20 protein-coding genes and 1 pseudogene are annotated in these 21,928 nt (G+C 70.5%); 11 read left to right on the top strand and 10 right to left on the bottom strand.

From position 1 onward, the window contains the following. Nucleotides 1–26 precede the first annotated feature (26 nt). From ACFVT2_RS34850 to ACFVT2_RS34840, 3 genes are all read left to right on the top strand, one after another. The gene (locus ACFVT2_RS34850; RefSeq protein WP_390024586.1) at nt 27–701 is read left to right on the top strand and encodes an urease accessory protein UreF; all 675 of its coding nucleotides are present in this window, start codon (nt 27–29) and stop codon (nt 699–701) included. A 67-nt stretch (nt 702–768) separates the two neighbouring features. After that, entirely contained in the window at nt 769–1,464 is a 696-nt protein-coding gene (gene ureG / locus ACFVT2_RS34845) for an urease accessory protein UreG (RefSeq protein WP_390024584.1), read from the top strand. Continuing rightward, a complete protein-coding gene (locus ACFVT2_RS34840; protein ID WP_390024582.1) occupies nt 1,461–2,303 on the top strand; it encodes an urease accessory protein UreD in 843 nt (280 codons plus the stop codon). Before ureG ends, ACFVT2_RS34840 begins: the two co-directional genes overlap by 4 nt. A gap of 715 nt (nt 2,304–3,018) precedes the next feature. Here ACFVT2_RS34840 and ACFVT2_RS34835 read toward each other — a convergent pair. The 4 genes from ACFVT2_RS34835 to ACFVT2_RS34820 form a co-directional block, all read right to left on the bottom strand. After that, nucleotides 3,019–4,257, bottom strand: coding sequence for a bifunctional folylpolyglutamate synthase/dihydrofolate synthase (locus tag ACFVT2_RS34835; RefSeq protein ID WP_390024609.1), 1,239 nt, complete (start codon nt 4,255–4,257; stop codon nt 3,019–3,021). 215 nt (nt 4,258–4,472) lie between these two features. Then, on the bottom strand, nt 4,473–5,339 hold the full coding sequence (locus ACFVT2_RS34830; protein WP_390024580.1) for a TIGR03620 family F420-dependent LLM class oxidoreductase: 867 nt from the start codon (nt 5,337–5,339) through the stop codon (nt 4,473–4,475). Between the two features lie 12 nt (nt 5,340–5,351). After that, nucleotides 5,352–6,101 carry an NDP-sugar synthase gene (locus tag ACFVT2_RS34825; protein ID WP_390024578.1) on the bottom strand — a complete coding sequence of 250 codons (750 nt, stop codon included), beginning with the start codon at nt 6,099–6,101 and terminating at the stop codon, nt 5,352–5,354. Nucleotides 6,102–6,187: 86 nt separating this feature from the next. After that, nucleotides 6,188–7,390 carry an RNA-guided endonuclease InsQ/TnpB family protein gene (locus ACFVT2_RS34820; protein ID WP_390024576.1) on the bottom strand — a complete coding sequence of 401 codons (1,203 nt, stop codon included), beginning with the start codon at nt 7,388–7,390 and terminating at the stop codon, nt 6,188–6,190. A 152-nt stretch (nt 7,391–7,542) separates the two neighbouring features. Between ACFVT2_RS34820 and ACFVT2_RS34815 the strand changes: the two genes are divergently transcribed. Beyond that, nucleotides 7,543–8,043, top strand: a complete 501-nt coding sequence (locus tag ACFVT2_RS34815) for a hypothetical protein (RefSeq protein ID WP_390024574.1) — start codon at nt 7,543–7,545, stop codon at nt 8,041–8,043. A gap of 123 nt (nt 8,044–8,166) precedes the next feature. Here the strand turns inward: ACFVT2_RS34815 and ACFVT2_RS34810 are convergent, their stop codons facing one another. After that, the gene (locus ACFVT2_RS34810; protein WP_390024572.1) at nt 8,167–9,966 is read right to left on the bottom strand and encodes an endonuclease/exonuclease/phosphatase family protein; all 1,800 of its coding nucleotides are present in this window, start codon (nt 9,964–9,966) and stop codon (nt 8,167–8,169) included. 836 nt (nt 9,967–10,802) lie between these two features. On the opposite strand from ACFVT2_RS34810, the gene ACFVT2_RS34805 reads away from it, so the two are divergent. Next, nucleotides 10,803–11,825 (top strand): L-histidine N(alpha)-methyltransferase, encoded by a 1,023-nt coding sequence (locus tag ACFVT2_RS34805; protein WP_390024570.1) that lies wholly within the window; start codon nt 10,803–10,805, stop codon nt 11,823–11,825. A 221-nt stretch (nt 11,826–12,046) separates the two neighbouring features. On the opposite strand, the gene ACFVT2_RS34800 is transcribed toward ACFVT2_RS34805, so the two are convergent. Then, nucleotides 12,047–12,586: a GNAT family N-acetyltransferase gene (locus ACFVT2_RS34800; RefSeq protein ID WP_390024568.1), complete on the bottom strand. Its 540-nt coding sequence runs from the start codon at nt 12,584–12,586 to the stop codon at nt 12,047–12,049. A gap of 114 nt (nt 12,587–12,700) precedes the next feature. On the opposite strand from ACFVT2_RS34800, the gene ACFVT2_RS34795 reads away from it, so the two are divergent. Continuing rightward, nucleotides 12,701–12,982, top strand: coding sequence for a hypothetical protein (locus ACFVT2_RS34795; RefSeq protein WP_390024566.1), 282 nt, complete (start codon nt 12,701–12,703; stop codon nt 12,980–12,982). Here the strand turns inward: ACFVT2_RS34795 and ACFVT2_RS34790 are convergent. After that, the gene (locus ACFVT2_RS34790; RefSeq protein ID WP_390024607.1) at nt 12,966–13,508 is read right to left on the bottom strand and encodes a GNAT family N-acetyltransferase; all 543 of its coding nucleotides are present in this window, start codon (nt 13,506–13,508) and stop codon (nt 12,966–12,968) included. The two genes, ACFVT2_RS34795 and ACFVT2_RS34790, sit on opposite strands and share 17 nt — an antisense overlap. A gap of 338 nt (nt 13,509–13,846) precedes the next feature. Continuing rightward, nucleotides 13,847–14,050 carry a zinc-binding dehydrogenase gene (locus tag ACFVT2_RS34785; RefSeq protein WP_390024565.1) on the bottom strand — a complete coding sequence of 68 codons (204 nt, stop codon included), beginning with the start codon at nt 14,048–14,050 and terminating at the stop codon, nt 13,847–13,849. A gap of 22 nt (nt 14,051–14,072) precedes the next feature. Here ACFVT2_RS34785 and ACFVT2_RS34780 point away from each other — a divergent pair. The 3 genes and pseudogenes from ACFVT2_RS34780 to ACFVT2_RS34770 form a co-directional block, all read left to right on the top strand. Further along, nucleotides 14,073–14,330: pseudogene (locus ACFVT2_RS34780) on the top strand (winged helix-turn-helix transcriptional regulator); the annotation flags it as partial. Between the two features lie 463 nt (nt 14,331–14,793). Then, entirely contained in the window at nt 14,794–16,356 is a 1,563-nt protein-coding gene (locus ACFVT2_RS34775) for an FAD-dependent monooxygenase (RefSeq protein WP_390024563.1), read from the top strand. A 199-nt stretch (nt 16,357–16,555) separates the two neighbouring features. Further along, nucleotides 16,556–16,726, top strand: coding sequence for a hypothetical protein (locus ACFVT2_RS34770; RefSeq protein ID WP_390024561.1), 171 nt, complete (start codon nt 16,556–16,558; stop codon nt 16,724–16,726). 139 nt (nt 16,727–16,865) lie between these two features. Here the strand turns inward: ACFVT2_RS34770 and ACFVT2_RS34765 are convergent, their stop codons facing one another. Together ACFVT2_RS34765 and ACFVT2_RS34760 are read right to left on the bottom strand one after the other, a co-directional pair. Further along, nucleotides 16,866–17,495 (bottom strand): hypothetical protein, encoded by a 630-nt coding sequence (locus ACFVT2_RS34765; protein WP_390024559.1) that lies wholly within the window; start codon nt 17,493–17,495, stop codon nt 16,866–16,868. A gap of 87 nt (nt 17,496–17,582) precedes the next feature. Continuing rightward, nucleotides 17,583–19,676 carry a WD40 repeat domain-containing protein gene (locus ACFVT2_RS34760; RefSeq protein WP_390024557.1) on the bottom strand — a complete coding sequence of 698 codons (2,094 nt, stop codon included), beginning with the start codon at nt 19,674–19,676 and terminating at the stop codon, nt 17,583–17,585. Between the two features lie 155 nt (nt 19,677–19,831). On the opposite strand from ACFVT2_RS34760, the gene ACFVT2_RS34755 reads away from it, so the two are divergent. Beyond that, nucleotides 19,832–20,209, top strand: coding sequence for a hypothetical protein (locus ACFVT2_RS34755; protein ID WP_390024555.1), 378 nt, complete (start codon nt 19,832–19,834; stop codon nt 20,207–20,209). A gap of 653 nt (nt 20,210–20,862) precedes the next feature. Next, on the top strand, nt 20,863–21,927 hold the full coding sequence (locus ACFVT2_RS34750) for a radical SAM protein (RefSeq protein WP_390024553.1): 1,065 nt from the start codon (nt 20,863–20,865) through the stop codon (nt 21,925–21,927). Nucleotide 21,928 lies beyond the last annotated feature (1 nt).

Genomic DNA, 21,928 nt, shown 5'->3' with positions numbered 1-21,928 from the left:
GGGCAACGGAAGGTGAACTGCGAAAGATGAGTCGTGCCGCACTGCTCGTCCTGGCCGATGGCCGGTTCCCCGCCGGAGGGCACGCGCACTCCGGCGGGGCCGAACCCGCCGTAGCGGCGGGCCGTATCAAGGACGCACACTCACTGGAGGACTTCTGCCGGGGGCGACTGCACACCGCGGGCCTGGTCGCGGCGGCGCTCGCCGCCGCGACCGCCGCGGGCCATGATCCGGTGGCGGTCGACGAGGCCGCCGACGCCCGCACACCCGTCCTGGCACTACGGATCACCGCCCGCAAGCTGGGACGGCAGATGATGCGGGCCGCCCGCGCGACCTGGCCATCGGCCGAGCTGGACGCACTGGCCGCGGCCCGGCCACAGGGCGCGCACCAGCCGGTGGTGCTGGGGCTGGCCGCACGGTCCGCCGGGCTGACCTCGCTGGATGCCGCGTACGCGGCGGCGTACGAAGCGGTCAGCGGTCCGGCCACGGCGGCGGTCCGGCTGCTGAGCCTGGACCCCTTCGACGCCACCGCGGTCCTCGCCCGCCTCTCCCCCGACCTCGATCAGACCGCCACCGCGGCGGCCGCAACCGTCGCGCGTATCCCCGACGAAGGGTTCGAGGCGCTGCCCGCCGCCTCCGCACCGCTGCTCGACATCAACGCCCAGCAGCACGCCGCCTGGCCGGTACGCCTCTTCGCCTCCTGACCACCAAGAACCCAAAAGCCCCAAACCCAAGAACGCCACACGCACACCACGCAGAACCGGAGTCCGCATGCACCGCGACCACGACGAGACGTTCCCCGAGCGCCGCACCTACAGCGCCGCCGATCCCGTAGGGCCCGACGGGCGCCGGCGTGCCCTGCGCATCGGCCTGGGCGGGCCGGTCGGCTCGGGTAAAACCGCCACAGTCGCCGCGCTGTGTCGCGTACTGCGCGACGAGCTGTCCATCGCCGTGGTCACCAACGACATCTACACCCGCGAGGACGCCGAATTCCTGCGCCGGGAAGCCGTCCTGCCCGCCGAACGGATCACTGCCGTGGAGACCGGCGCCTGCCCGCACACCGCCATCCGCGACGACATCTCCGCCAACCTGGAGGCCGTCGAGGACCTGGAGGAGACCGCGGGACCGCTCGACCTGGTCCTCGTGGAGTCCGGCGGCGACAACCTCACCGCGACCTTCTCCAAGGGCCTGGTCGACGCCCAGATCTTCGTCATCGACGTGGCCGGCGGCGACGACATCCCCCGCAAGGGCGGCCCCGGCGTCACCACCGCCGACCTCCTGGTGATCAACAAGACCGACCTCGCCCCCTACGTCGGCTCCGACCTGGAAGCCATGGCGCGCGACGCCAAGGCCCAGCGCGGCGAACTCCCCGTCGCCTTCACCTCCCTCACCACCGTCGACGGCATCAAGCCGGTCACCGACTGGGTCCGCGAACGCCTCACCGACTGGAGCGCGGGCCCCGCATGACCCTCACCACCTGCACTCACCCGAAGACCGCATCGGCCCCTGACCGGCCTGCCGTCGGGGTGCACGCCACCGCCCGCATCCTGGCCGCCGCCAGGGGCGGCACCACCACCCTGCCCACCCTCGACGGCGACGGCCCCTTCGAACTGCGCCGCCTCCGCTCACACGGGACCCAGGCCCGGGTATGCATCGTCGGAGCCATGAGCGCCCCCCTCGGCGGCGACCGGCTGCGCATCGAAGTCACCGTCCAGCAGAGCGCGGCGCTCCACGTCACCTCCGCCGCCGCGACCCTCGCCCTGCGCGGCCCGACCTCCGCACCCGCCACCTACGACGTGCACCTGACCGCAGGAGACCACGCACAGCTCCACTGGCTCCCCAAACCGCTGATCTGCGCGGCGGGCAGCGATCTGCGCCAGACCTGGACCATCGACCTCGCCCCCACCGCCCGGCTCGTACTGCGCGAGGAACAGATCCTCGGACGCACCGGCGAACCCTCCGGCCATGTGACCACCCGGCTCACCGTCCGACGCGGTGGACGCACCCTGTTGGACCAACAGGCCGCATACGGACCGGGCGAACCCGGCTGGGACGGCCCAGCCATCCTCGCCGGACACCGCGCAAACGGACAACTCCTCGTCGTCGACCCGGACTTCGAGGACGCAGCCCCCGAAGTCCAGCTATTCGGCGACGCCCCGCAAGACGGCCAGGCCGTGCTGACGCCGCTCGCCGGCCCCGCCACCCTCGTCACCGCCGTCGCCCCCGACAGCCTCCGCCTGCGCCGCCTCCTCGACACAGCGCAGAACGCCTACCGCCAACCCTTCACAAAGGCTGACGCGCGCTGAAACAGGCGCTGCCAGCCACAGACCACGGACACAAGAGTTCGGCCGCAGGTTCGAGTCACCGGGCAGGCATGCAACGGCCACCACGAGGGCGCGTACATGCGCTGTATCGACTGCGCCGAGCCCGCCACACCCACACACCCCAGACGCTGCAAAACGCATAACGGGGAGCAGGCGGCCGCGGCGCAGCGGGCGGACGACTTGGTGAGGCGGCGGCCTCCGTTGCGAGGCGAGGACCGCGCGGGCCAACAGCCGGACCTGGTAAGCGGACACGTCGCGGAAGCCGACCTGGTCCAGGCCGCGGCGAAGAGCACGTGCCCCGCGGCGGCCGCGGTCGCCTCGACTTCGCGGCACAGCAGGCCCGCCAACGCACCGCGCACCGGGCGGGCCCATCGGAACGACGCGCCGTCGGCCGCGCCGTGAACGGTACGCACCAAGCCCGCGACCTCGCGGCCGCGCAAGAGAGCGGCCCCCACCTGCTTGATCGTCTCCTCCATCTCCAGAGCAGCGAGCGCCACGGCGCGCTCGGCGGTGCCGGTCGGGCCCGCGCCAGCCGCCGCCCTGGACGGCAGTCCGGAAGCCGGCAGTCCGGAAGCCGGCGGGCAGCGGGCGGACGACGGCCCACAACAGCGGCCGCGGCCCCACCACTCCCCGCGACGGCGACGGGCGACGGGCAGCGCGAGCGCCTGGCCGGCCTCGGAACCACCCACAGGGGCGGTCAGCCGGGCGGGAGTTGGAACAGTTCACGGACCCGGCCGATCAGGAGGGGGGTTCCCAGAACGGTGACGAGGCCGCCGGCCCCGACAAGTTCGGTGGCGTGGCGGACGGCGTCGGCGGTTTCCTGCCGTACGTGCAGTTCTCTGCGTGACGCCAGGGCCGTGCGCATCGCGATTGGGGCCGCTTCGTTGGGGTGTCCGACCCGGGTCAGTACCACCGGCCAGTCCGCCGGCAGTGGCTCAAGCATGGTTTCCACGTTCTTGTACTGGAAGGTGCCGAATACGAGGGCGGTGCGCTCAACGGCGCGGGATTGCCGCAGGATTTCCGGGGCCACCGTGGCTGCCCCCTGGTGGTTGGATGCGACATCGAGCAGCAGGCGGCCGGTCCAGGAATCGAGGTGAGCCGGTGCCAGGAGTTCGAGGCGGCCGGGCCAGCGGGTCGCGGCAAGGCCCCTGCGCAGCGCCTCCTCCGGGATACCGCGGATGGATCCCCGTTCGGTCAGCGCGTCGATGCCGGCCACGGCAAGTGCCAGATTGTGATGCTGGTGTTCGCCGCGGAGCGGACAGGTCAAGTCCCGGTGGACGGCGTGCGGGGTGGTTACTTCCAGGACGGTACGCCCGTCGCCGGCTGTGCGTGGCCGGCAGTGGACTTCCTGGTGGAGGCGCCAGACGGTCACCCCCGTGTGGTGGCTGAGGACATTTTCTACGGCCTGTGCCGCCTCCTCGGGCATCTCACCGAGCACGACGTGGTCGCCGTCCCGAATGATGCCGGCCTTGTTGCGTGCGATCTCGCCCAGGGTGTTTCCCAGCAGGTGCTGGTGGTCCAGTCCCACTCCGGTGATGACCTTTACTCCGGTGTCGAAGCAGTTGACCGCGGTGCGTCGGCCGCCGATGTTCGCTTCCAAGACGGCCAAGTCCACTCCCGAGAGGGCGAAATGGACTGCGGCTGCGGCGGCATGGACCGCTCCTGCATTGACCACGAGCCCTGTACTCCTGAGGGCTTCATCGACCTTTTGGAAAGCACGGTGACATGCGGCGGGAGAGGCGGGCGCCCCGTTGATGCGGATGCGTTCGGTGACGCGCTGGAGGTGCGGGCTGGGCATACTTCCGGTCCGCAGTCCGGCCGCAGCCAACGCTGAGACGGCGAACGCGCAGGTCGATCCCTTCCCGTTCGTGCCGGTGACGGTCATGCCCCGCAGGTGGCGTCCCGGGTCATCGAGTGCTTGGAGAAGCCGGGGCATCGCACCGGCGCCTGCCCCGTTGAACTGGTACCGACCGATGATCTCTTGACAGGCCAGGTCTTCCTCAGTCGCCAACTGTGCCACCTCTCCACAAGATTGGTGTGTAGGAGAAAATCGCGCGGAGACCGTCACCTGCCGCACGCAGGGGGGATCCGCCACAAAGACCACCATGAACGATGCCGGTACCCGCGGCACTCCCGCAGCCGGCAGCATCGTCAGGTGGTCGGAAGGAGTGAGGCCAGGTCGCGCCAAGCGGCGCGTGGGAAGGCTCGGGGGTGCTCGGTGACGACGTGGACGGCGACGTGGTCGGCACCAGCCCGCAGATGGCTTGTGACGTGGGTGGCAATCCGCTCGGTGTCCCCCCAGGCGACGAGCCCGTCGACGAGGCGGTCGCTGCCACCGTGCTGGAGATCGGCCTCGGTGAAGCCGGAGTCGAACCAGGTTCGGGTGAGGTTGGGCAGTGCCAGATAGGGCGCGAGCACGGTGCGAGCCGCTGCCCGGGCCGCGATCGGGTCGGTGAGCGGGACCACGGTCTGCACCGGGGCCAGCAGTGGGCCCGCACCCAGCAGCGCACGGGCCCGCGCGGTGTAGCGGGTGTCTACGAGATAGGGCTGGGTGCCGGCGGTCCGGGCGGCGGCCAGCTGTGTCATCCGCGGGCGGTGTGCGCCGACGAGCCGTGCGGAAGGCGGCGGTCCGGTGCCGATGGCGTCCAGAGCGTCGAGATAGCGGCGCATGGCAGTCAGCGGCTGCCGGTAGCGTTCGGCGAACGGGGCATGGCTCACCGCCAGGCCCGTGACCAGTCGGGCGCGGTCGGCGGCGGGCAGTGCCTCGTAGGCTGCGGCGAGCCGGTCCGGGGGGTGTGTCCAGATGGAGAGGCAGGCGGTCCCTACCGTCACGCGTCCAGTCGCCGCCAGTACTTCGGCCGCCGCAGCGAGATCCGGCTGCGGGTTGTGGCCGGGGGTGCCGCCCAGCCACAGCGTGCCGTACCCGAGTGCCTCCAGCTCCGCCGCGGCCTCCCTCGCCTCGCCGCGGTCCCCGTGGGTTAGTCCCACACTCCATACGCCGATCCGTCCGAGCAGCATGGCGATCCTCTTCTACGCGTCATCCGTAGCCGACGCGAGTTCGCGTTCGATGTCGTCCAGATCGCGTGGTGTGTTGATGGCTCGCCACGGGCCGTCCACCAGATAGCCGATCAGCTGCCGTTCCTGTATCAGCCGAGGGAGGGTGACCTCTTCGTGGTCGCCCTCGTCGGGCAGCAGTTCCGCAACGCGCGGGTCGAAGACGTAGACGCCGCCATTGACCCGTAACGGCGGTGGCACGTGTGAGACGAGCGCGGTCACTCGGCCCCGCTCGTCACAGTCGACGCTTCCCCTGGGCAGCCAGGGGCGCGGCAGGGCAACCGTGGCCAGCGCGGCGTGACGCCGATGGTGAGCGAACATCCCCGTGAGCGAGAACCGCGTCCAGATGTCCCCGTACAGCGCCAGCCACGGCTCGTCGAGCCAGTCCAGGGCGGCGGATGCGAACTTGAGCCCGCCACCTCGCCCCAGGGGCCGTTCCTCGGCCACCACATCCGCACGCAGCGGCAGCTGGTGGGAGGCGAGGTAGTCGCCGATCACCGGCGCCAGGTGCCCCGCGGAGACGACGACCTGTTCCACGCCCGACTCGGCGAGCCAGTCGAGTTGATGGCGCAGGATCGGAGTGCCGTGCACTTCGACCATCGCTTTCGGCCGGGTCCGCGTCAGGGGCCGTAACCGACTGCCGGAGCCGCCGGCCAGGATGACCGCCTGACGCACTGCGCCGAGGCCGGTACCTCCGCCGCCCGCACCATCCGTAAGTAGCGACATGGTCACGTAGCGTACGCCGCGCCCGTTCCTCCTGGAACACCATGTCCCCGCGCCCCGACGCTCCCCTCCCTGAAGGAAGGGGATTCTCACGGCTCACGCCGTGATCCTTTCTGCTTCGTCGCCGACTGCCCGCCCGGAGAACTCCGTTGAGGTCTTACACCAGCTCCACAGACCGACACCGCCCGTCCGGCGGCCAGCAGGTTCTTCGCCGCGTTCACGTCCCGGTCGTGGGTCGTGCCACAGCTGTCACACGCCCAGGTGCGGACGCTGAGCGGCATCTTCTCCTGCAAGGTGCCACAGACGGAGCACAGCTTGGACGAGGGGAAGAAGCGGTCCACCGCGACCACGTTCCGCCCGTACCACTGGGCCTTGTACTCCAACATGCTCCGGAACTCCGACCACGCGGCATCCGAGATGGCGCGGGCCAGCTTCCGGTTCTTGACCATGTTGCGCACGGTCAGGTCCTCGATCACGATCGTTTGGTTTTCACGAACGAGACGAGTGGTCAGCTTGTGCAGGTGGTCACGGCGACGGTCAGCGATCCGGGCGTGGATCCTGGCGACCTTGCGCCGGGCCTTGACCCGGTTGGCCCCGTCACCCTTGGCCTTCCTCGCCAGACGGCGCTGGGCCAACGCCAGCCGCGCACGGTCGCGGCGCTCGTGCCGGGGATTGGCGATCTTCTCCCCGGTGGACAGGATCAACAAGTGGCCCAGGCCCACATCCACTCCCACTGCTGCGCCCAGGGCGGGCAGCGGCTTCACGGTGGGGTCGTCGCACAGCATCGAGACGAACCAGCGCCCGGCCGCATCCTGGGACACGGTCACCGTGGACGGGGTCGCCCCCTCGGGAAGCGGACGGGACCACACGACGTCGAGCGGTTCGCTCATCTTCGCCAGCGTCAGCCTGCCGTCACGGAAACGGAAACCGCTGGTGGTGTACTCGGCCGACTTCCGCGACCTCTTCCGCGACTTGAAGCGCGGGTACTTGACCCGCTTGCCGAAGAAGTTCGCGAACGCCGTCTGCAAGTGCCGCAGCGTCTGCTGCAACGGCACCGACGACACCTCATTCAGGAACGCCAGCTCCTCGGTCTTCTTCCACGCGGTCAGCATCGCCGAGGTGGCGTTGTAGTCGACCCGCTCCTGACGCACCGCCCACGCCTCCCTACGAGCGGCGAGCGCCATGTTGTAGACCTTGCGCACGCATCCGAACGTGCGCGACAGCTCGGCCGCCTGCGCATCGGTCGGATAGAAGCGGTACTTGAACGCCCGCTTCACACACGTCGTCGCCACGCTCGCAACCCAGTGAGGCCACGACTTGAGATCAAACCTGCGGGTCAGAGCACTGCGATCCGCCCTGGCGGCGAATCGCAGCCCGTTGCCATGCTCCGCAGGAGTCCGATTCCTCCCCCGCCTGAAGGCGGGGGCTTCCTCGGAGGTTTCCCATGAACGACGGCCGTCAGGCCGATACCGAACGCCGCCGCACCCGCGTCAAGACCGCTATCGCCAAGGCCCGACGCGATGCCACCCCGCTCACCGCCTCGGCCATCGCCCGCGCGGCCGGCGTGGACCGCACCTTCCTCTACCGCCACCGCGATCTCCTCGACACCATTCACACCGCCGCGCACGAACCCACCCCGGGCCTGGCGGGCGAGCCCGCAGTCACCCGGGCCTCCCTCGAAGCTGACCTCGCCAACGCCAATGCCCGCAGCGCCCGCCTGGCCGCCCTCGTCCGCCAACTCGGAGAACGCCGCTCCAAGGCCCTCGGCCAAGAGGCATGGCGCGCTTCCGGGATCGGAGCCACCCCCGATATCGAAGAACTCCACAACCGCGTCGCATGCCTCGAACAGCGCGCCGTCGAGCTCACACGGGCCTTGGAGGAACGACAGGCTGAAAAGGGCCGGGGATACGGCCCGACGCACAGCGGCGGTGAGCGGCCGTGGTGAACACGCCTCGGAAGAAGCCCGTCCGGTGGGCGACAAGGCGGGCAGGGGCGACCCTCGAAAGGACCACCGAGTCGCCCGGGCCAGCTGTACGTCGGCCCGGGCGGCCCGGTGCGTTTCAAGGGCTCAGGGCTTCACCAGCTTCCAGCGCTCAGCCGCGATGTCGTTGCAGGAGGCGAGGCGGACGATGCCGCGGTCGGCGTCGGGGGCCAGCAGACAGAGATGGGTGGCTTCGTTGCGGTAGCGGACGGTGCCGTCCGCGTAGGTTTCGGCCAGCCAGCGCTGGCCGGCCGCGTCGACGCCGCGCGCATCGCCACACGACCGCACCATGGCGTCAGTCTGCTCGGTGGCGTGCTCGTCGCGGACACCCAGGCAGTACTTGTTGCCGAACACGCTCTCCAGGCGGACCAGGTTGTCGCCAGGGCTGATGCGCTGGATGTTCCAGCCGAAGTCCAGGCGCTCCTGGCGCAGCCAGTAGATCCACCACCACCACGGCGGTGGGGGCGCGGTACGGATGCTGGTCCCGGGATAGCCTCCGGTCATTATGCGGCCACCCATGAAGGCGGATTCCAGGCGGATGTTGCCGGTGGTTGTCGGCCAGTCCTTGGGCAGTGCGGCGGCGTTGTCCCACCAGCGCTGGGCGATGTCGCCGCTGCACGGCGCTGCGGTCACCTGCTTGTTGGACGGCGTCAGGCAGAGCTGGGGGAAGGCCACGTTCCGCCACAACTGCGGTCCCCCGTTGTCCTGGTTCCACTCCGGATCGGGCCGCGGGTCGGTGAGCGTCCACTGCGCCCGCGGGTCGTCGCACGAACCGGCGACGATCGGGGAGTCGGACGCGTCCCGGCGCACCTTTGGCGCAATGGAGACACAGCCCGCGGCGTACCGGATGGTGTGCGTGCCCGCTTCGGTGGTGGACATCCGGGCGGTCTGGTTGTTGTCGTGACGGGCGGCGGTGATCCCGAACGAGCCGTCCTGGTTCGCCTGCATCACGGTGCCGGTGATCGTCGCCATTTCGGTGGCGTAGGGATACGCCGGGACGGGCGCCTGGGCCGGCGGCGGCGTCCGGTTGTAGTGCACCTGCGTGTGGTCGGACCCGCCACCGCCTGGGACGCTCGCGGTGAAGCCGCCGGGCAGACCGCGGGCGATCGCGTAGTCCAGCTCGCTCGGCTCGTCGCCGTTGATGTACGTGGGCCGACCGGTGCGCAGCAGGCTCTCGTCGGCGCGCAGGTGCAGCGACTGGTCACGCGCCTGGTCGGTGGTGCGGTTGAGGATGTTCACGTTGAAGTCGCCGACCATGACCCAGTTCCGGCCGCGCTGGTCATACCTCGCCGCGAAGTCGCGCACCTGTCGCAGCAGGCCCTGGACGTCGCCTCCGCGCGCGTGGGCGTTCCAGTACCAGGTGTTGCCGAACCTCAGTCCGAGCAGCGGACGTGCGCGGTAGCGGTTGTCCGGGGCGCTCGGGTCGGGGTCGTAGGCGGGATTGTCCAGCACGTAGACCTGGTCGGCCGGGGTGTCGGTGATGGTCGCCAGGTTCACCCGGCCGCCTTCCCAGGTGTCCTGGTCGGTCCCGTTGATTCTGCGGGGGTCGGTCTGCATGAAGTACACGTAGCGCTCGACACCCCCGGCCCTCCAACGGCTGAACTGGTAGGAGCTGGGCTGGTTGTAGGGGCGGGTCCTGCCGATCCGCATGTCGCGGACGACGTCGTCCACCGCTGAGGGGGGCCCGGAGCCGACCTCTTGCAGTGCGACCAACGGGACATGCTCGACCAGCGACACGATCTCATTTGTCCACCGGGCGCCGTTGTCGGAGCCGCGCATGTTGTACGAGGCGAACGGTGAAGTGCCGTCGCGGCTCACGGCGTGTGCCGGCGCGGCGGTCAACGGACCGGTCAGCAGGGCCGCCACCGCGCTCAGAACGGCGAGCACAGCGGTGGTCCACCGCCGCGACGGTAATCGCGTTCTTGTGGTCCGCAGGGTGGCCATGGCCTGCGGACGTTTGTCTCTGCTCAACGATCAGACCTCTCCCGTCGGTCCCCGCGCCGGGCGGCGCGGGGTACTGCCCAGGCCAACGACTCCCCGTGGCGGCCCCGTGCTGCCGTACCGGCAGCAGAGTGGGAGCGAAGTCGCCCCGATCCGTTGCCGGGCGGATGGTGCACAGACCGTCCCGTGAGTGGTTGTTGGCCCTTCGGGCACAGGAGACGGGAGATCGCGCTTAGGCGGTTCAGACCTCCATCGATATCCGGCCCCGTCCCCCGCCCCGCCTCCCATGCCGACTTTCAGACGGCTGACCAGTGTGAATGCAAGAAAGAAGTTCGTACACCCACTCGCTTTGGCGGCTCGGCGCCACGGCCCCTGATCGTCTCGGGAAGACACCGCTGCCTGGCGATACACCGCGCCGGACCGAACTCCTGTAAGTCGACGCAGCGTTGTCCTTAACAGGGGCCCTGTGAGCTCCAGGGGAGGGTGAGGCTGGCAGTGACGGTCTGAAAGTCGAGGCATAGGCCCTTTGCGAAGGCGAGATGGGGGCTGGCGCGTCACGTTCGGCCTTGCGCAGGGGCCGTTCAGGGGGTGCCACTGGGCTGGGCCATGGAGGGGAAGCAGCGACCAACGTGGAGCTGGCCGAAGTCCGGAGCGGGGTGTCGTCGCCGCGGCCGCCGGCACCGTCGTCGGACTTGAAGGAGCAGCCAACAGTCGGCTGAACTCAGCCAAAGGCCATAGCACATGCTGGACGGACGCGTACGGCTGACGATCTACTCTCCGCCATGGGTATACAGCGGCATGCGGTGACCCCGCGCGAGGACTTCTATCGCCTCTACTCGGCTGACCAGGTGGATGCAGTCGCCGATTCGCTCAGCCTCCGCGCCGAGTTCCCCTACCAACTGACCTACCTCGGCGAGGGAAGCGAAATGTGGCGGGCGGGCGAAGTACCGTCCAACCCCGACCTCGTGCCGATGCTGCGTGACATCAACAGCCTCCTCACCCGGCACGCCGAGCAGCTCCTCGCCCTTGCCCCGCCGTCGTCCCCCATACAGATCGTCGATCTCGGGCCGGGCACCACGCGTCCGGTACGCGGTCTGATCCGCCACCTGCTGGAGCGCACCCGCCTGGCCGGCTATCGCGCCGTCGACATCAGCGCCGAGATCCTCGAACTGGCCAGGGAGAACCTGCAATCCGAATTCCCGGACCACACCGAGAACTTCGAGCTGTGGCACGGCGACTTCACCGGGCCGGATCTCAAGCGGGTACTGGCACCCGAGCGCACCTCCGGGCACTCCGGTGCCGATCCGTTCCGCTTCGTCATCCTGGCCGGCGGGACGCTGTACAACTTCGCCGAACCGAACCAGGTCCTACGCCACGTGCGCAGCGCCATGAGTGACCACGACGTGCTGCTACTGACGCTGCGCATCGACATCGGCGCCGACAGGCCCGCGTTCATGAAGCAGGTCAGCGTCGGTGGCCCACACAAGCCGCAGCAGCTGGCGGGGCTGGACCTGCTTGCCATCGACCGCTCCTGGTACGTCACCGAAACCGGGTTCGACGGGATGCGCAGCGAAATCTTCGTCCGCGTACGGTTCCTGGAGCCGGTCACCGTGACCTTCGACGCCGGAGGAGGCAGCCGAACGGTGTCGTTCGAGCCGGACGACACCGTGGTTGTCTGGCGCTACCTCTACCAGGACAGTGCGGCGGTGGCCGACCAACTATCCGATTGTGGGCTCCAGGTGCGCGTGCTCGAACACGGCCAGGGCAGCCAGGTAGTCCTCGTCGCAGCGACTCCGACACCCTGAACGTCCCTTTCGGTGCCCGACCACCGTCCGGCCGACCCGCGGCGGGTCGGCGACGGCCGGTCCAGAACGACGCAACGGCCGGCAGAGCGGCGGGGGCGTGGCTTGGCGGGGCCGTCTCCGGGCGGCGGGCCCGCAACGCGGCTTCGTCCACGGGGTCGACCGCGTTGGCCTCCGTCCCAGCAGTGCTGTCGCGTTGGGGCTCCGCGCCGTCCAGTACGAGCTCAAGGGGCCGGGGTGACCGGGGACCGCAAGCCGAGCCACTGCTCGGCATCCCAGGCTTGGAACCGCTCTACCTCGGTGAACCCCAGTTTTGCCGCGAGGCGCATCGAGCCGACGTTGGCGGTCTGGGTGGTGAGCACCACCGGCTCGCCGGGAAGGACGCCGTCGAACCAATCGAGTGCCGCCGCGCACGCCTCGGCGGCATACCCGAATCCCCACGCCCGCGGCAGGAACAGGTAGCCGAGATCGGCCTTCCCCGCAGCAGCCGGGCGACGATGCTCCGTTGCCCTCCTGATCAGGATCTGGCCGATCATCGCCCCGTCGAGATCAACGACGAAACTCCCCGGCCACCGCCCGGGCACCCCGGGCATCTCGCGCTCAAGTTCCTCACGCGGCCGGGGGCCACCAAGGTAGGTGTGCACCTCTGGCGACGCCAGCAGCTCGATGAACGCCGCACGGTCCCGGGCCTCGGGCTCTCGGAGCATGAGCCGCTCGGTCTTGATCGGGGCAGGCGGCCAGGCGACGGGTCCGAGTTCGGTCATGCCGACCAACCAATCAGCGAGCTCGGCAACGATCAAGGCTCGCGGCGCCCGAAGAGGGCGTTCCCACGGTCGTGCGAGGGACGCGGCGCCCAACGCCAGGGCACCGACAACAAGATGACGGCACGCCATACCAGGCCCATCGACGCCCAGCCGACCGACGACCGGCACCCGACGGCCACCCCGCAACGGCCGGGCGGCGGGCAACCACACCGAGAACACACCACGGCCACGCCACCGCAGCGCGGCGCCGCGAGCGCCAGAACCAGACGACGGCACGCGGTCGAGTGCGGCACCAATCGCCTCAAGAGACATCGAGCCGTGGCCACCAAGTACGACGAACTCGCGGTCCGCTACGAGGGGACCGTTCTCGTAGCCGCCATCAACGAGTGGTTGTGACGTACTGGTCCGACGTCAACTCGAAAACCCGTACTCGCCGACCGCAGGTGGGATTGACGGTTTCACGGACCGGATGCATCCCCAGTTTGGTCATGATCCGTTCGGAGGCGTCGTTGCCCACTTGAGTGATGCTGACGATCCGCTCCAGCCCTCGCTCTTCGAAGGCGAACCGTACAGCTGCCGCAGCGGCCTCAGTGGCCAAGCCCTGCCCCCAGTGGGAACGTCCCAGCCGCCAGCCGACCTCAACCGCCGGCAGTACCTCCGGCAAGAACTTCGGCACTGAAAGGCCGGTGAACCCGGCCAGCTCACCAGTGGACCGGATCTCCACGGCGAACAGGCCGAAGCCCTGTGACTCCCACTCGTTCTCCCATGCCTGGACCCCGTCGCGAGTCTGCTGTTCGTCACGGACGCTGCCGTCACGGATCCACCGCATGACCTCGGGGTCGGCATTGACCGCAGCCATGGGCGCAACGTCTGCCTCGCGCCAGCGGCGCAGGATCAACCGGGGAGTCTCAAGTATGACCATCCAATCATCCTGGATCACAAATGGGCTCTCCACCATCCTCACCAGACACCTGCGATAAACACCCCAAAGCTCCGGGCCGGCTCGGGAGACCCCAAGCGGCCGCCGGCTATCCCGGGTACCCGGCCCGTCGCGTACCACGCGAACGCAGGCTCAGGTCGATGGGAGCGGGCGTCCAGCCGCGGCCAGGTCCGAGCACGGGTGAGCGCCCGCGCGGTCGCCGGAACACGGGCCGGGAGATGGTTCGCCTCCTGACTCGCGGCCAGCCCGCGCCCTCCTGGCACGGCCCCTGGAGACCGCCCCGCGACTTCACCACGAACCCGCGGGTCCACCCCCTAACATCAGGGCACCAGCACCAGGCGACCGCGCAGCCCACCCGCCGCCAGCCTGCGGTGCGCCTCGGCGACCCTGTCCAGCGGCAGGACGTCGGCGACCCTGGGACGCAGCCCGGCGGCGGCCAACTCGGCGAGGCGGGGGCCGTCCGCGCGGATCCATACGTTGCCCACCCGGATGCCGCGCAGCGGCGTCGGCGCGTTGCCCAGCACGCTGACCAGCGAACCCCCGCCGCGTACCGCGTCCAGCGCGAGCCAGAAGATGCTTACCCAGACGCTGCGCACCTTGGAACGCGACGGCCTGCTCACCCGCACGGTGACCCCGTCGGTGCCGGTCCGGGTGGACTACCAGCTCACCACGCTCGGCCGCAGCCTGCTGCCGGTGATGGCCTCGATCAAGGAGTGGGCCAAGTGCCACATCGAGGAAGTTCAGACCGCCCGCGCGGACTACGACCGGGGCGTGGCTGCGGAGCTGCCCGTACCCGGTCCGTGAGTCTCGCCCCTGCCACGTTGACACCCACCGCCGTTGCAGGTGGTTTGAGTATCGTTAGTTGAGGTTGACTTGGCAGGCGAGCCTGTGAGCAAGCCACCGAAGCTGCCCGTGAGTTGACCGCGAACCCACGGGCCCATCCGCCAGAATCAGAGCGATGTACCACGGGTTCGCGCTGAAGTACCTTCAGTTTCCTGGAACTCGCGGGCCTCCCGGGGTCCCGGCAGTACTCGCCGAAAAAACGCGGAGCTTGCGGCGCTGACCGCCTGATCGCCCGACCACCTGATCGAGCCGATCGAGGGCCGGCCGGGACACCGGCGGCCGGCGGGTGAGGTAGCCGAGCAAGAGCGCGGACGGCCCGCTTCCCGTCCATCCTCGCGGGGCCGGTCCCTTGACATCGCGGCGCCTGTTGTGGCTGGTCAGGGCGGTGAAATGGCCTCTTTGACCCTCGGCCATAGTGGGCGCCATGGACTATGACGTAGTGGTGGCCGGAGGCGGCCCGGTCGGACTGATGCTGGCCTGCGAGCTCCGGCTCGGAGGCGCGCGGGTGGCCGTCCTGGAGCGCCTCACCGAAGTGAACCCGACGATCAAGGGCGGGGCGATCACCACGCCCAGTGCCGAGGCGCTCTACCGCCGGGCCATGCTGCCCGCGCTGGCCGAGGTGCAGCGGCAGGCGATGGACCGCTTCCAGGCGTTCATGCGCGAGCGGAACGACGGGGACGGAGACGGGGCCGCAGGCCAAGGGCTCGGATTCGTCGGGCACTTCGCCGGGATCATGCTGCGCGCCGACCTGGTCGACCGTACGGAGCCGGGCCTCGGCGACGCCGGACCCGCCGCCGAGATCGCTCTCGTGGCGCAGCAGGACATCGAGCGGCTGCTCGGCGGGCGGGCGGACGAGCTCGGCGTCGACGTGCGCCGGGGAGTGGAGCTGACCGGCTTCGACGCGGACGATGGGGCCGTCACCGTGCGGACGAGCGACGGGGCGATACGCGCCGGCTGGCTCGTGGGCTGCGACGGCGGCCGCAGCACGGTCCGCAAGCTCGCGGGGTTCGAATTTCCCGGTACGGACCCGGAGGTCACCTGTCACCAGGCGGTCGTGGAGATGACCGGCGCCGAGGACCTGAAGGTCGGCTGGACCGCCACGGACATCGGGGTGTACGCCTACGGGCCGATGCCGGGCCGCGTCGTCACCGTGGAGTGCGACGGCCCGCCGGCCGACCGGGACGCGCCGGTCACCGCCGAGGACCTCCAGGCGCGGCTGCGCCGCGTCTCCGGCGTGGACGTCACGATCACCGAGGTGCGGACCGCGACCCGCTTCACCGACCACGCCCGCCAGGTCACCGACTACCGCAAGGGCCGGGTGCTGCTGGCGGGCGACGCGGCGCACGTGCACTCCGCGTTCGGCAGCCAGGGGCTGAGCCTGGGTATCGGGGACGCGATGAACCTCGGTTGGAAGCTCGCCGCGGTGATCGCCGGCCGGGCGCCGGAAGGGCTGCTGGACACGTACACCGCCGAGCGCCACCCGGTCGGCGCGTGGGTCCTGGACTGGACCCGGTCCCAGGTCGCGGCCATGCGCCCGGACCCGCAGTCCCGGGCCCTGCGCGAGATCGTCAGCGACCTGGCGGAGACGGTGACGGGCACCACGTACCTCGCCGCGCGGCTCAACGGCGCCGCGGTGCGGTACGAGTTGCCGGGCGAGCACCCGCTGACCGGCCGCAGCGCCCCCGACCTCGAACTCACCGACGGCAGCCGCCTCGCGGACCACCTCCACGGCGGCCGGGCGCTCCTGCTCGACCTCACCGACGACGGGGAGCTCCGGGCCCTCGCTGCGGGGTATGCCGGCCGCGTCGACACCCTGACTGCAGGCTGCCCGTCCCGCCCGAAACTGGCGGCGGTCCTCGTCCGTCCGGACGGCTTCACGGCCTGGGCGGCCGACGCGGGGGCGCAGGCGCCGACGTCGACGGCGGGGCTGGCGGAGGCGCTGGAGGAGTGGTTCGGAGTGCCAGAGGGTGCGGTGACGCCGGGCTGATCCGCCGCTCTGCTGACTGACTCGAACCACGGGCCGATCCCACCCACGGCCGCCGCACCCACCCGGTGTGGCGGCCGCCCGCACCCCAGTCCGGCCCAGCAGCAGCCCGGAGCTCTCACCGGCCGCCTACCGCACCCGCCGCCACGCATAGCCGCCACGCCCTCCGCCGGTGTTACGGCTCCCGGCACCCTACGAGCCGGTGACCATTGCAAACGTCACCGCCGGGACAGCCCCGGCGGTGACGGTCACCGCACCGGGGTCACACCTCTTCGGCCGCGTCCGGGTCGCGCAGCGGGCGCAGGCCGCCCGGCAGTTCGGGGAGCTGGAACGAGTACCGCGGAAACAGCTGATTGCCGACTTCAAGGCGTAGGTTCTCCCTCTCTTCGGCGACACGGTGCCTCCAGGCCGTCGCGTGGCCACCCCTCCTCGCGCTCACCGCGGCACCCTGGGAGCAGCGCCCCTGGCGCCAGTTACGCCTCCGCGGCCGGAGCCCGGTGCGCTGCTCTGCGTCACCACCAGAACTCGCCCCGGCGGACGCGGTCCTTGTAGTACCGCTCCCGCTCCTCCAGAACCCGGTCCACCGCCTCGCGTGTCGGGTTGCCCACGGGCTCGTCCCGAGCGGACTCTTTCTGCGGCGACGGGTATCGGGCCCTGAATGCCTGCTCCCTGCGATCCCGCTCCGCGGAGGCCCGCTGCTTCTCCACGGCGGCCTGCGCCGCGCGCCACTTGTCGATCGGCCACCACAACTTGGTCACGTCGGCCGGTAGCGTCGCGTCGAGGCCCAGAGCGGCCCAGTGCTTGTTGTGCCTGCGGGCCTTGCGTCTGCGCTGTTCGTCCTTGAGCCGGTCGAGGACCAGGTAGTCGGCCCGCTCGGTCCACACGTTCATGCGCCGCCAGTGGTGCCGGTGGAGCCCCATGACACGCTCGCCGCGTGCCAAGTCCCGCAGCCTGTCGAGAACGTGTGCCGCGAGACGTGCCATCTCCTTCTGGGAGGGCGGCTCTTGGAAATGGTCGGTGACCATTCGTTGGAGGATCCTGCCGGGCAGGACGGGGCCACCGGACATCGACTCCAGGACGGCCAGGACGTCCGACGCGCCTGGCCACTCGGCGTCCGTGTCCTCCCGCTCAGGTGTCGCCATCGGCCCGCACCTCCTTCGCTCACCTCGCCGCATCCTCCATGGCACCACACAACTGAGCCCGGAGCGAGGGTGCTTGCCGCCCAGCCGTCAGCCTTCGACGGCCAGGCCGAGCATCCCGCCGTACGTGGCGACGTAGAGCCGCTCCCGCGATGCGGCGAGCGCGGTCACCGGCGCATGCACGGGAATCTCCGCCACGCACGCGAACGAATCCACGTCCCACAACCGCACCGTACGGTCCTTGCTGCCGCTGGCCAGCAGAGTGCGATCGCCGACCGGCAGCACGCACAGGGCCTCGACCCACTCCCGGTGGCCTCGCAGCGTCCGCACGAGCACGTCGCTCTCGGGGTCCAGGAGCCCCACCGTGCCGTCGTGCCCGGCGCTCGCCAGCAAGGTCCGCCCTTCGACCGGCACGGCGCACAGCGCGTTGACCCGGCCGTGGGTGGTGCGCAGTTCACGGGGGCGGGAGTGGGTCGCGACGTCCCACAGACGGATCGTGGAATTCTGGCCGGCGCAGGCCAGCAGGGTGCGGTCCGGCAGCGGGAGCGCACACATCGTGTCGAGGCGTCCCTCGTGCTCGCCGACGGTCCGCACGTGCTCACCGCTGTCCGGGTCCCAGAGCCGTACGTACGTGACCGGGCGTGATGCCAGCAGCTCCCACGTGGTCGCCCCGCTGGACTGCTCCCCGCAGGTCGCCAGCAGGTACCGCCCGTCCTTAGGCACGGTGCACGCCGCGGTGAACTCACCGGTGGCCGGCCTCCCTTCGGCGGTGAGGGGGTTGGTGCCCACCCTGGGCCGATCGGGGTCGGCGGGATCCCGGTAGTAGCCGATGAGGCGGACCTCCTCGCCCGCGGCGGGGTCGTGAAGGCGGATCGTGCGGTTGTGGCTCGCGGCCGCGAGGAGGGTGCGGCCCACGACGGGCAGCGCACATACCTCGCCCACCCAATTGCCGTTGAACTCCCCGTCCTTGCAGTCGATCACGTCCGTACGGGTACCGTCCTCGGCGTCCCACAGCCGCACCGCCCCGTTGTGACTCCCGCTCGCCACCAGCATCCGGTCACCCGCCGGAACAGTGCACAGTGTGTCGCTCAGCTCGCGCAGTCCCGGGTCCGAGCCCGGCCGCGCGGCCGGGTCCCACAGGCGCACCGTCCCGTCGAACTTGCCGCCCCCGCTGGCGAGCAGCGGCCCCTGGGGCCGGGGCAGTGCGCACACTCCGCCCCAGACCGGACCGCTGTGCCCCTGCAAGGTCTGCAGGAGCTCACCGCTCTCCGCGTCCCACAGTCGCAGGTCGTCGTTACCGCCGCCGACGGTGGCCACCAGCGCCCGTCCGGCCACCTGCACGGCGCCCACCCCGAAGCTCTGACCGGTGCAGTCCAGCTTGTGCAGCAGCTCGCCGGTGGCGGCATCCCACAGCCGGACCTTGCGGTCCGCTGCACCGCTGGCCACCACGGTGCGTTCCGCCGACCGGAACGCGCACAGGGAGTACACCGGCCCTGTGTGGCCCACCGGTTCGACGTAGACGTAGTCGGAGCGGTACAGCACGCAGGTCGCCCCCCGGTTGCGATCGGGCTCGCCGCTGAACTGCCGGATCAGCCCGCCGGTGGCCACGTCCCACAGACGTACCGTCCCGTCGTCCCCGCCGGTGGCGAGGACGCCCCGGCCGTCGAGCTCGAACGCGCACAGTCCGCGCCGCGGGTGGGTGCCGTCGTATGGTTCGGTGCGGGCGTCGAGGACCAGGTGCGGCCGGCCCGTCGCGGGATCCCATAGTCGGACCGTGCCGTCGTCCCCGCCGCTCGCCACCAGCTCGCGGCCGCCGAACGGCACCGCGCACAGCCCGTTGACCAGTCGACCTTCATGTCCGGGCAGGGTGCGCACCGGCGCGCCGGTGCGGGGGTCCCGCAGATGCACGGTCGCGTGCGCGCCGCCGCTCGCGAGAAACGTCTCGCCGCCGACGGACACGGCACACAGCGCGAAGACCGCGGAGCGCTCCTCTCCGAGGACGAGACACTGCTCGCCGGTGAGCGGATCCCAGATTTGGATCCGGCCGTCGCTCGACGCGGCGGCCACCCGTATCCCCTCGGCCGACGGCAGCGCGCACACCGCCTCCACCGCCTCCGCCCCGCTGTCGAACACGGCCACCTCGTCGCGGCGCGGGCCCGCCTCCCAGAGCTTCCGGTACGACATCAACGCTCCCTTCACGATCTTGTACGGGCGAGGCTACCCTGACCGAATTCGACCCTGGTTGGCATCAACGTCGCGGAGGGCAGGCCGTGTTGGGACCTTTGGGACGGGCATACCGCGAGTGGCGCCGCCGCCGGGCCTGGCACAGGTACGTGGACATGGTGGAGCCGGTCCTGCTGATCGGCGCACGCCGCGCCCTCATTCCCGGCCTTTACGAGGCGCAGTCGTCCCCCACGGGCCGCGGATTCGTCTCGGTCCGCAGCGTCATCGACGAGGTCCGCACCTACGTGAGGATGGCGGTCATCCGCGAGGCCTTCGATGAGGCGAACGGCTCGGACCGCAGGTTGGAGGCCGCGACGGGTCGGGGTCCTGACGACCTCGACACCCTCCCTGCCTGGGTGGCCGCGGCCGCGCTGCGGCACGTCCTCGATCGGCGCGCGCAGCGCGACGCTGCACTGCCGATCGACTCGGACGCCTACGACCCCGACTACGAGCGGCCCGCCACCGCCTACCCCTCCCGCGCCTTCCGCCCATGAGGCGCACCGGCGGTGCTGGGGCGTGGCGGCGCCTGAGTACCGCCCCTTCCACAAGCATGTCGATTTCGTCCATGGCCGGCTGTGGTTCGACCGGGTGGCCGCCACCCGGGCCAAAGGGCCCCGACGCACGGTGATAGGGCTCCCTGAATTTCCCCCTGCTCAGGCATGGGACAGACCTGCTCGCCGAGGTTCCCCACCCCTTTACTGCACTGGCCTGCGCGTTGGACCGGCATGCCGCGTGGAGGAGGAGCGTCGGGAGGCGAAGGAGGAGCTGCGGGCGCGGGTGTGGCTGCCCGCAGTTACGAGCCGGCGCCTGCGAACGGGCCAGGCCGGTGACCGGGTCCGGGTGCCCCTTGCCGAAGCAGTCCTCGCAGATCAAGAAGGTGCCGTATACCGCCCGGCGCCCGCGCTTCACAGCACCGGCAACGAGGTGACCCGGTGCGAGTCGAGCAGCGCATCGTCGGTCGCGGCCCGGTGGGACCGGTCGCTTCGCGGCGTTGAGGACGGTGACCTGACGGTCCGCTGGCTTCCGCTCCCGTCCCCGCCCCGGACGGCCACCGACGACCGCAAGGCGGGACTAAGGCCACCGACAGGGCCCCGGCCAGGATGGTGCCAAGGCAGGAACGGCAACGTCGGAGGCGACGATGGGGCGAATGGCACAGACCGGTGACGGTCCCAGGGACGTCATCTGGGACATCACCTACGCGTGCCCTCTGCGATGTGTGCACTGCTACTCCGAGTCAGGTCGGCGCCCCACCCGGCAGGCGGACCGTGACCGGATGCTGCGCATCACCGACGCGATCGCCGCGCTGCGCCCCGGCGTGGTGTCGCTCAGCGGTGGGGAGCCGCTGACGGTGCCCTGGATCGACGAGGTCGCCCGGCGGTTCACCGACAGCGGCATCAAGGTGATCCTCTACACGGGGGGCTGGCCGGTCACCCGGGCCATGGTGGAACGACTCGCGGAAGTGTGCCACCGCTTCGTGGTCAGCCTGGACGGGCCGAACGCCGAGGTGCACGACCGGATCCGGGGCAGGGCGGGATCGTTCGACCGGGCCCTGCGCACGTTGGAGTTGCTGGACGAGGTCTCCCGTGCGCGCCGCGAACAAGGTCTGAAACCACTTCAGTTCGGTATCGACTGTGTCGTGGTGCGCAGCAACGTCGATCACCTCGACACGTTCTGTGCCCGGATCGCCCCGCGCTTCCCCGAGTTGCGGATCCTGTCGTTCCAGGCGGTGATCCCCGCTGGCCTCGCCAGTCGGCCCGGATTCGTCGAGCGGGAACTGCCGGACGAGGAGCAGGTGCGCCGGCTGGGCAGTGAGCAGGAGCGGGCGCGCCTTGCCGCTCTTGCACCACCGGGCGTTTTGGTGCTCACCTCGGACAACCTGGAGCTGCGGATGGCTCCCGACCAGGTGGCGCGGGGGCTGGGCTTTGAGGTCATCCAGGTGGAGCCGGACGGCGAGGTACGGGCTATGCCGGTGTACGAGGGGACGGTCGGCAATCTCCTCGATGAACCGGTGGAGGTGCTCTGGCGGCGGGCTTTGGAGAGGTGGGCCGACCCGTTCGTGGTCCGCACGCTGTCCGCGGTCCGCACCATGGCTGACTGGGCGGAGGCGGTGCGGCTCATGGACCACCGGTTCGGCACGGATGCTGATCGCGCCCGGTTCGCTCGCCGCCCCGATGTGCAGGTCCGTCCTGTCGGCTTGAGGGGAGGCAGGTGAC

Source organism: Streptomyces sp. NPDC058000 (genome assembly GCF_042886435.1).
Lineage (GTDB): Bacteria > Actinomycetota > Actinomycetes > Streptomycetales > Streptomycetaceae > Streptomyces.
The sequence above is the reverse complement of the archived record's forward strand: the minus strand, read 5'-3'. Positions and strand labels throughout refer to the sequence as shown.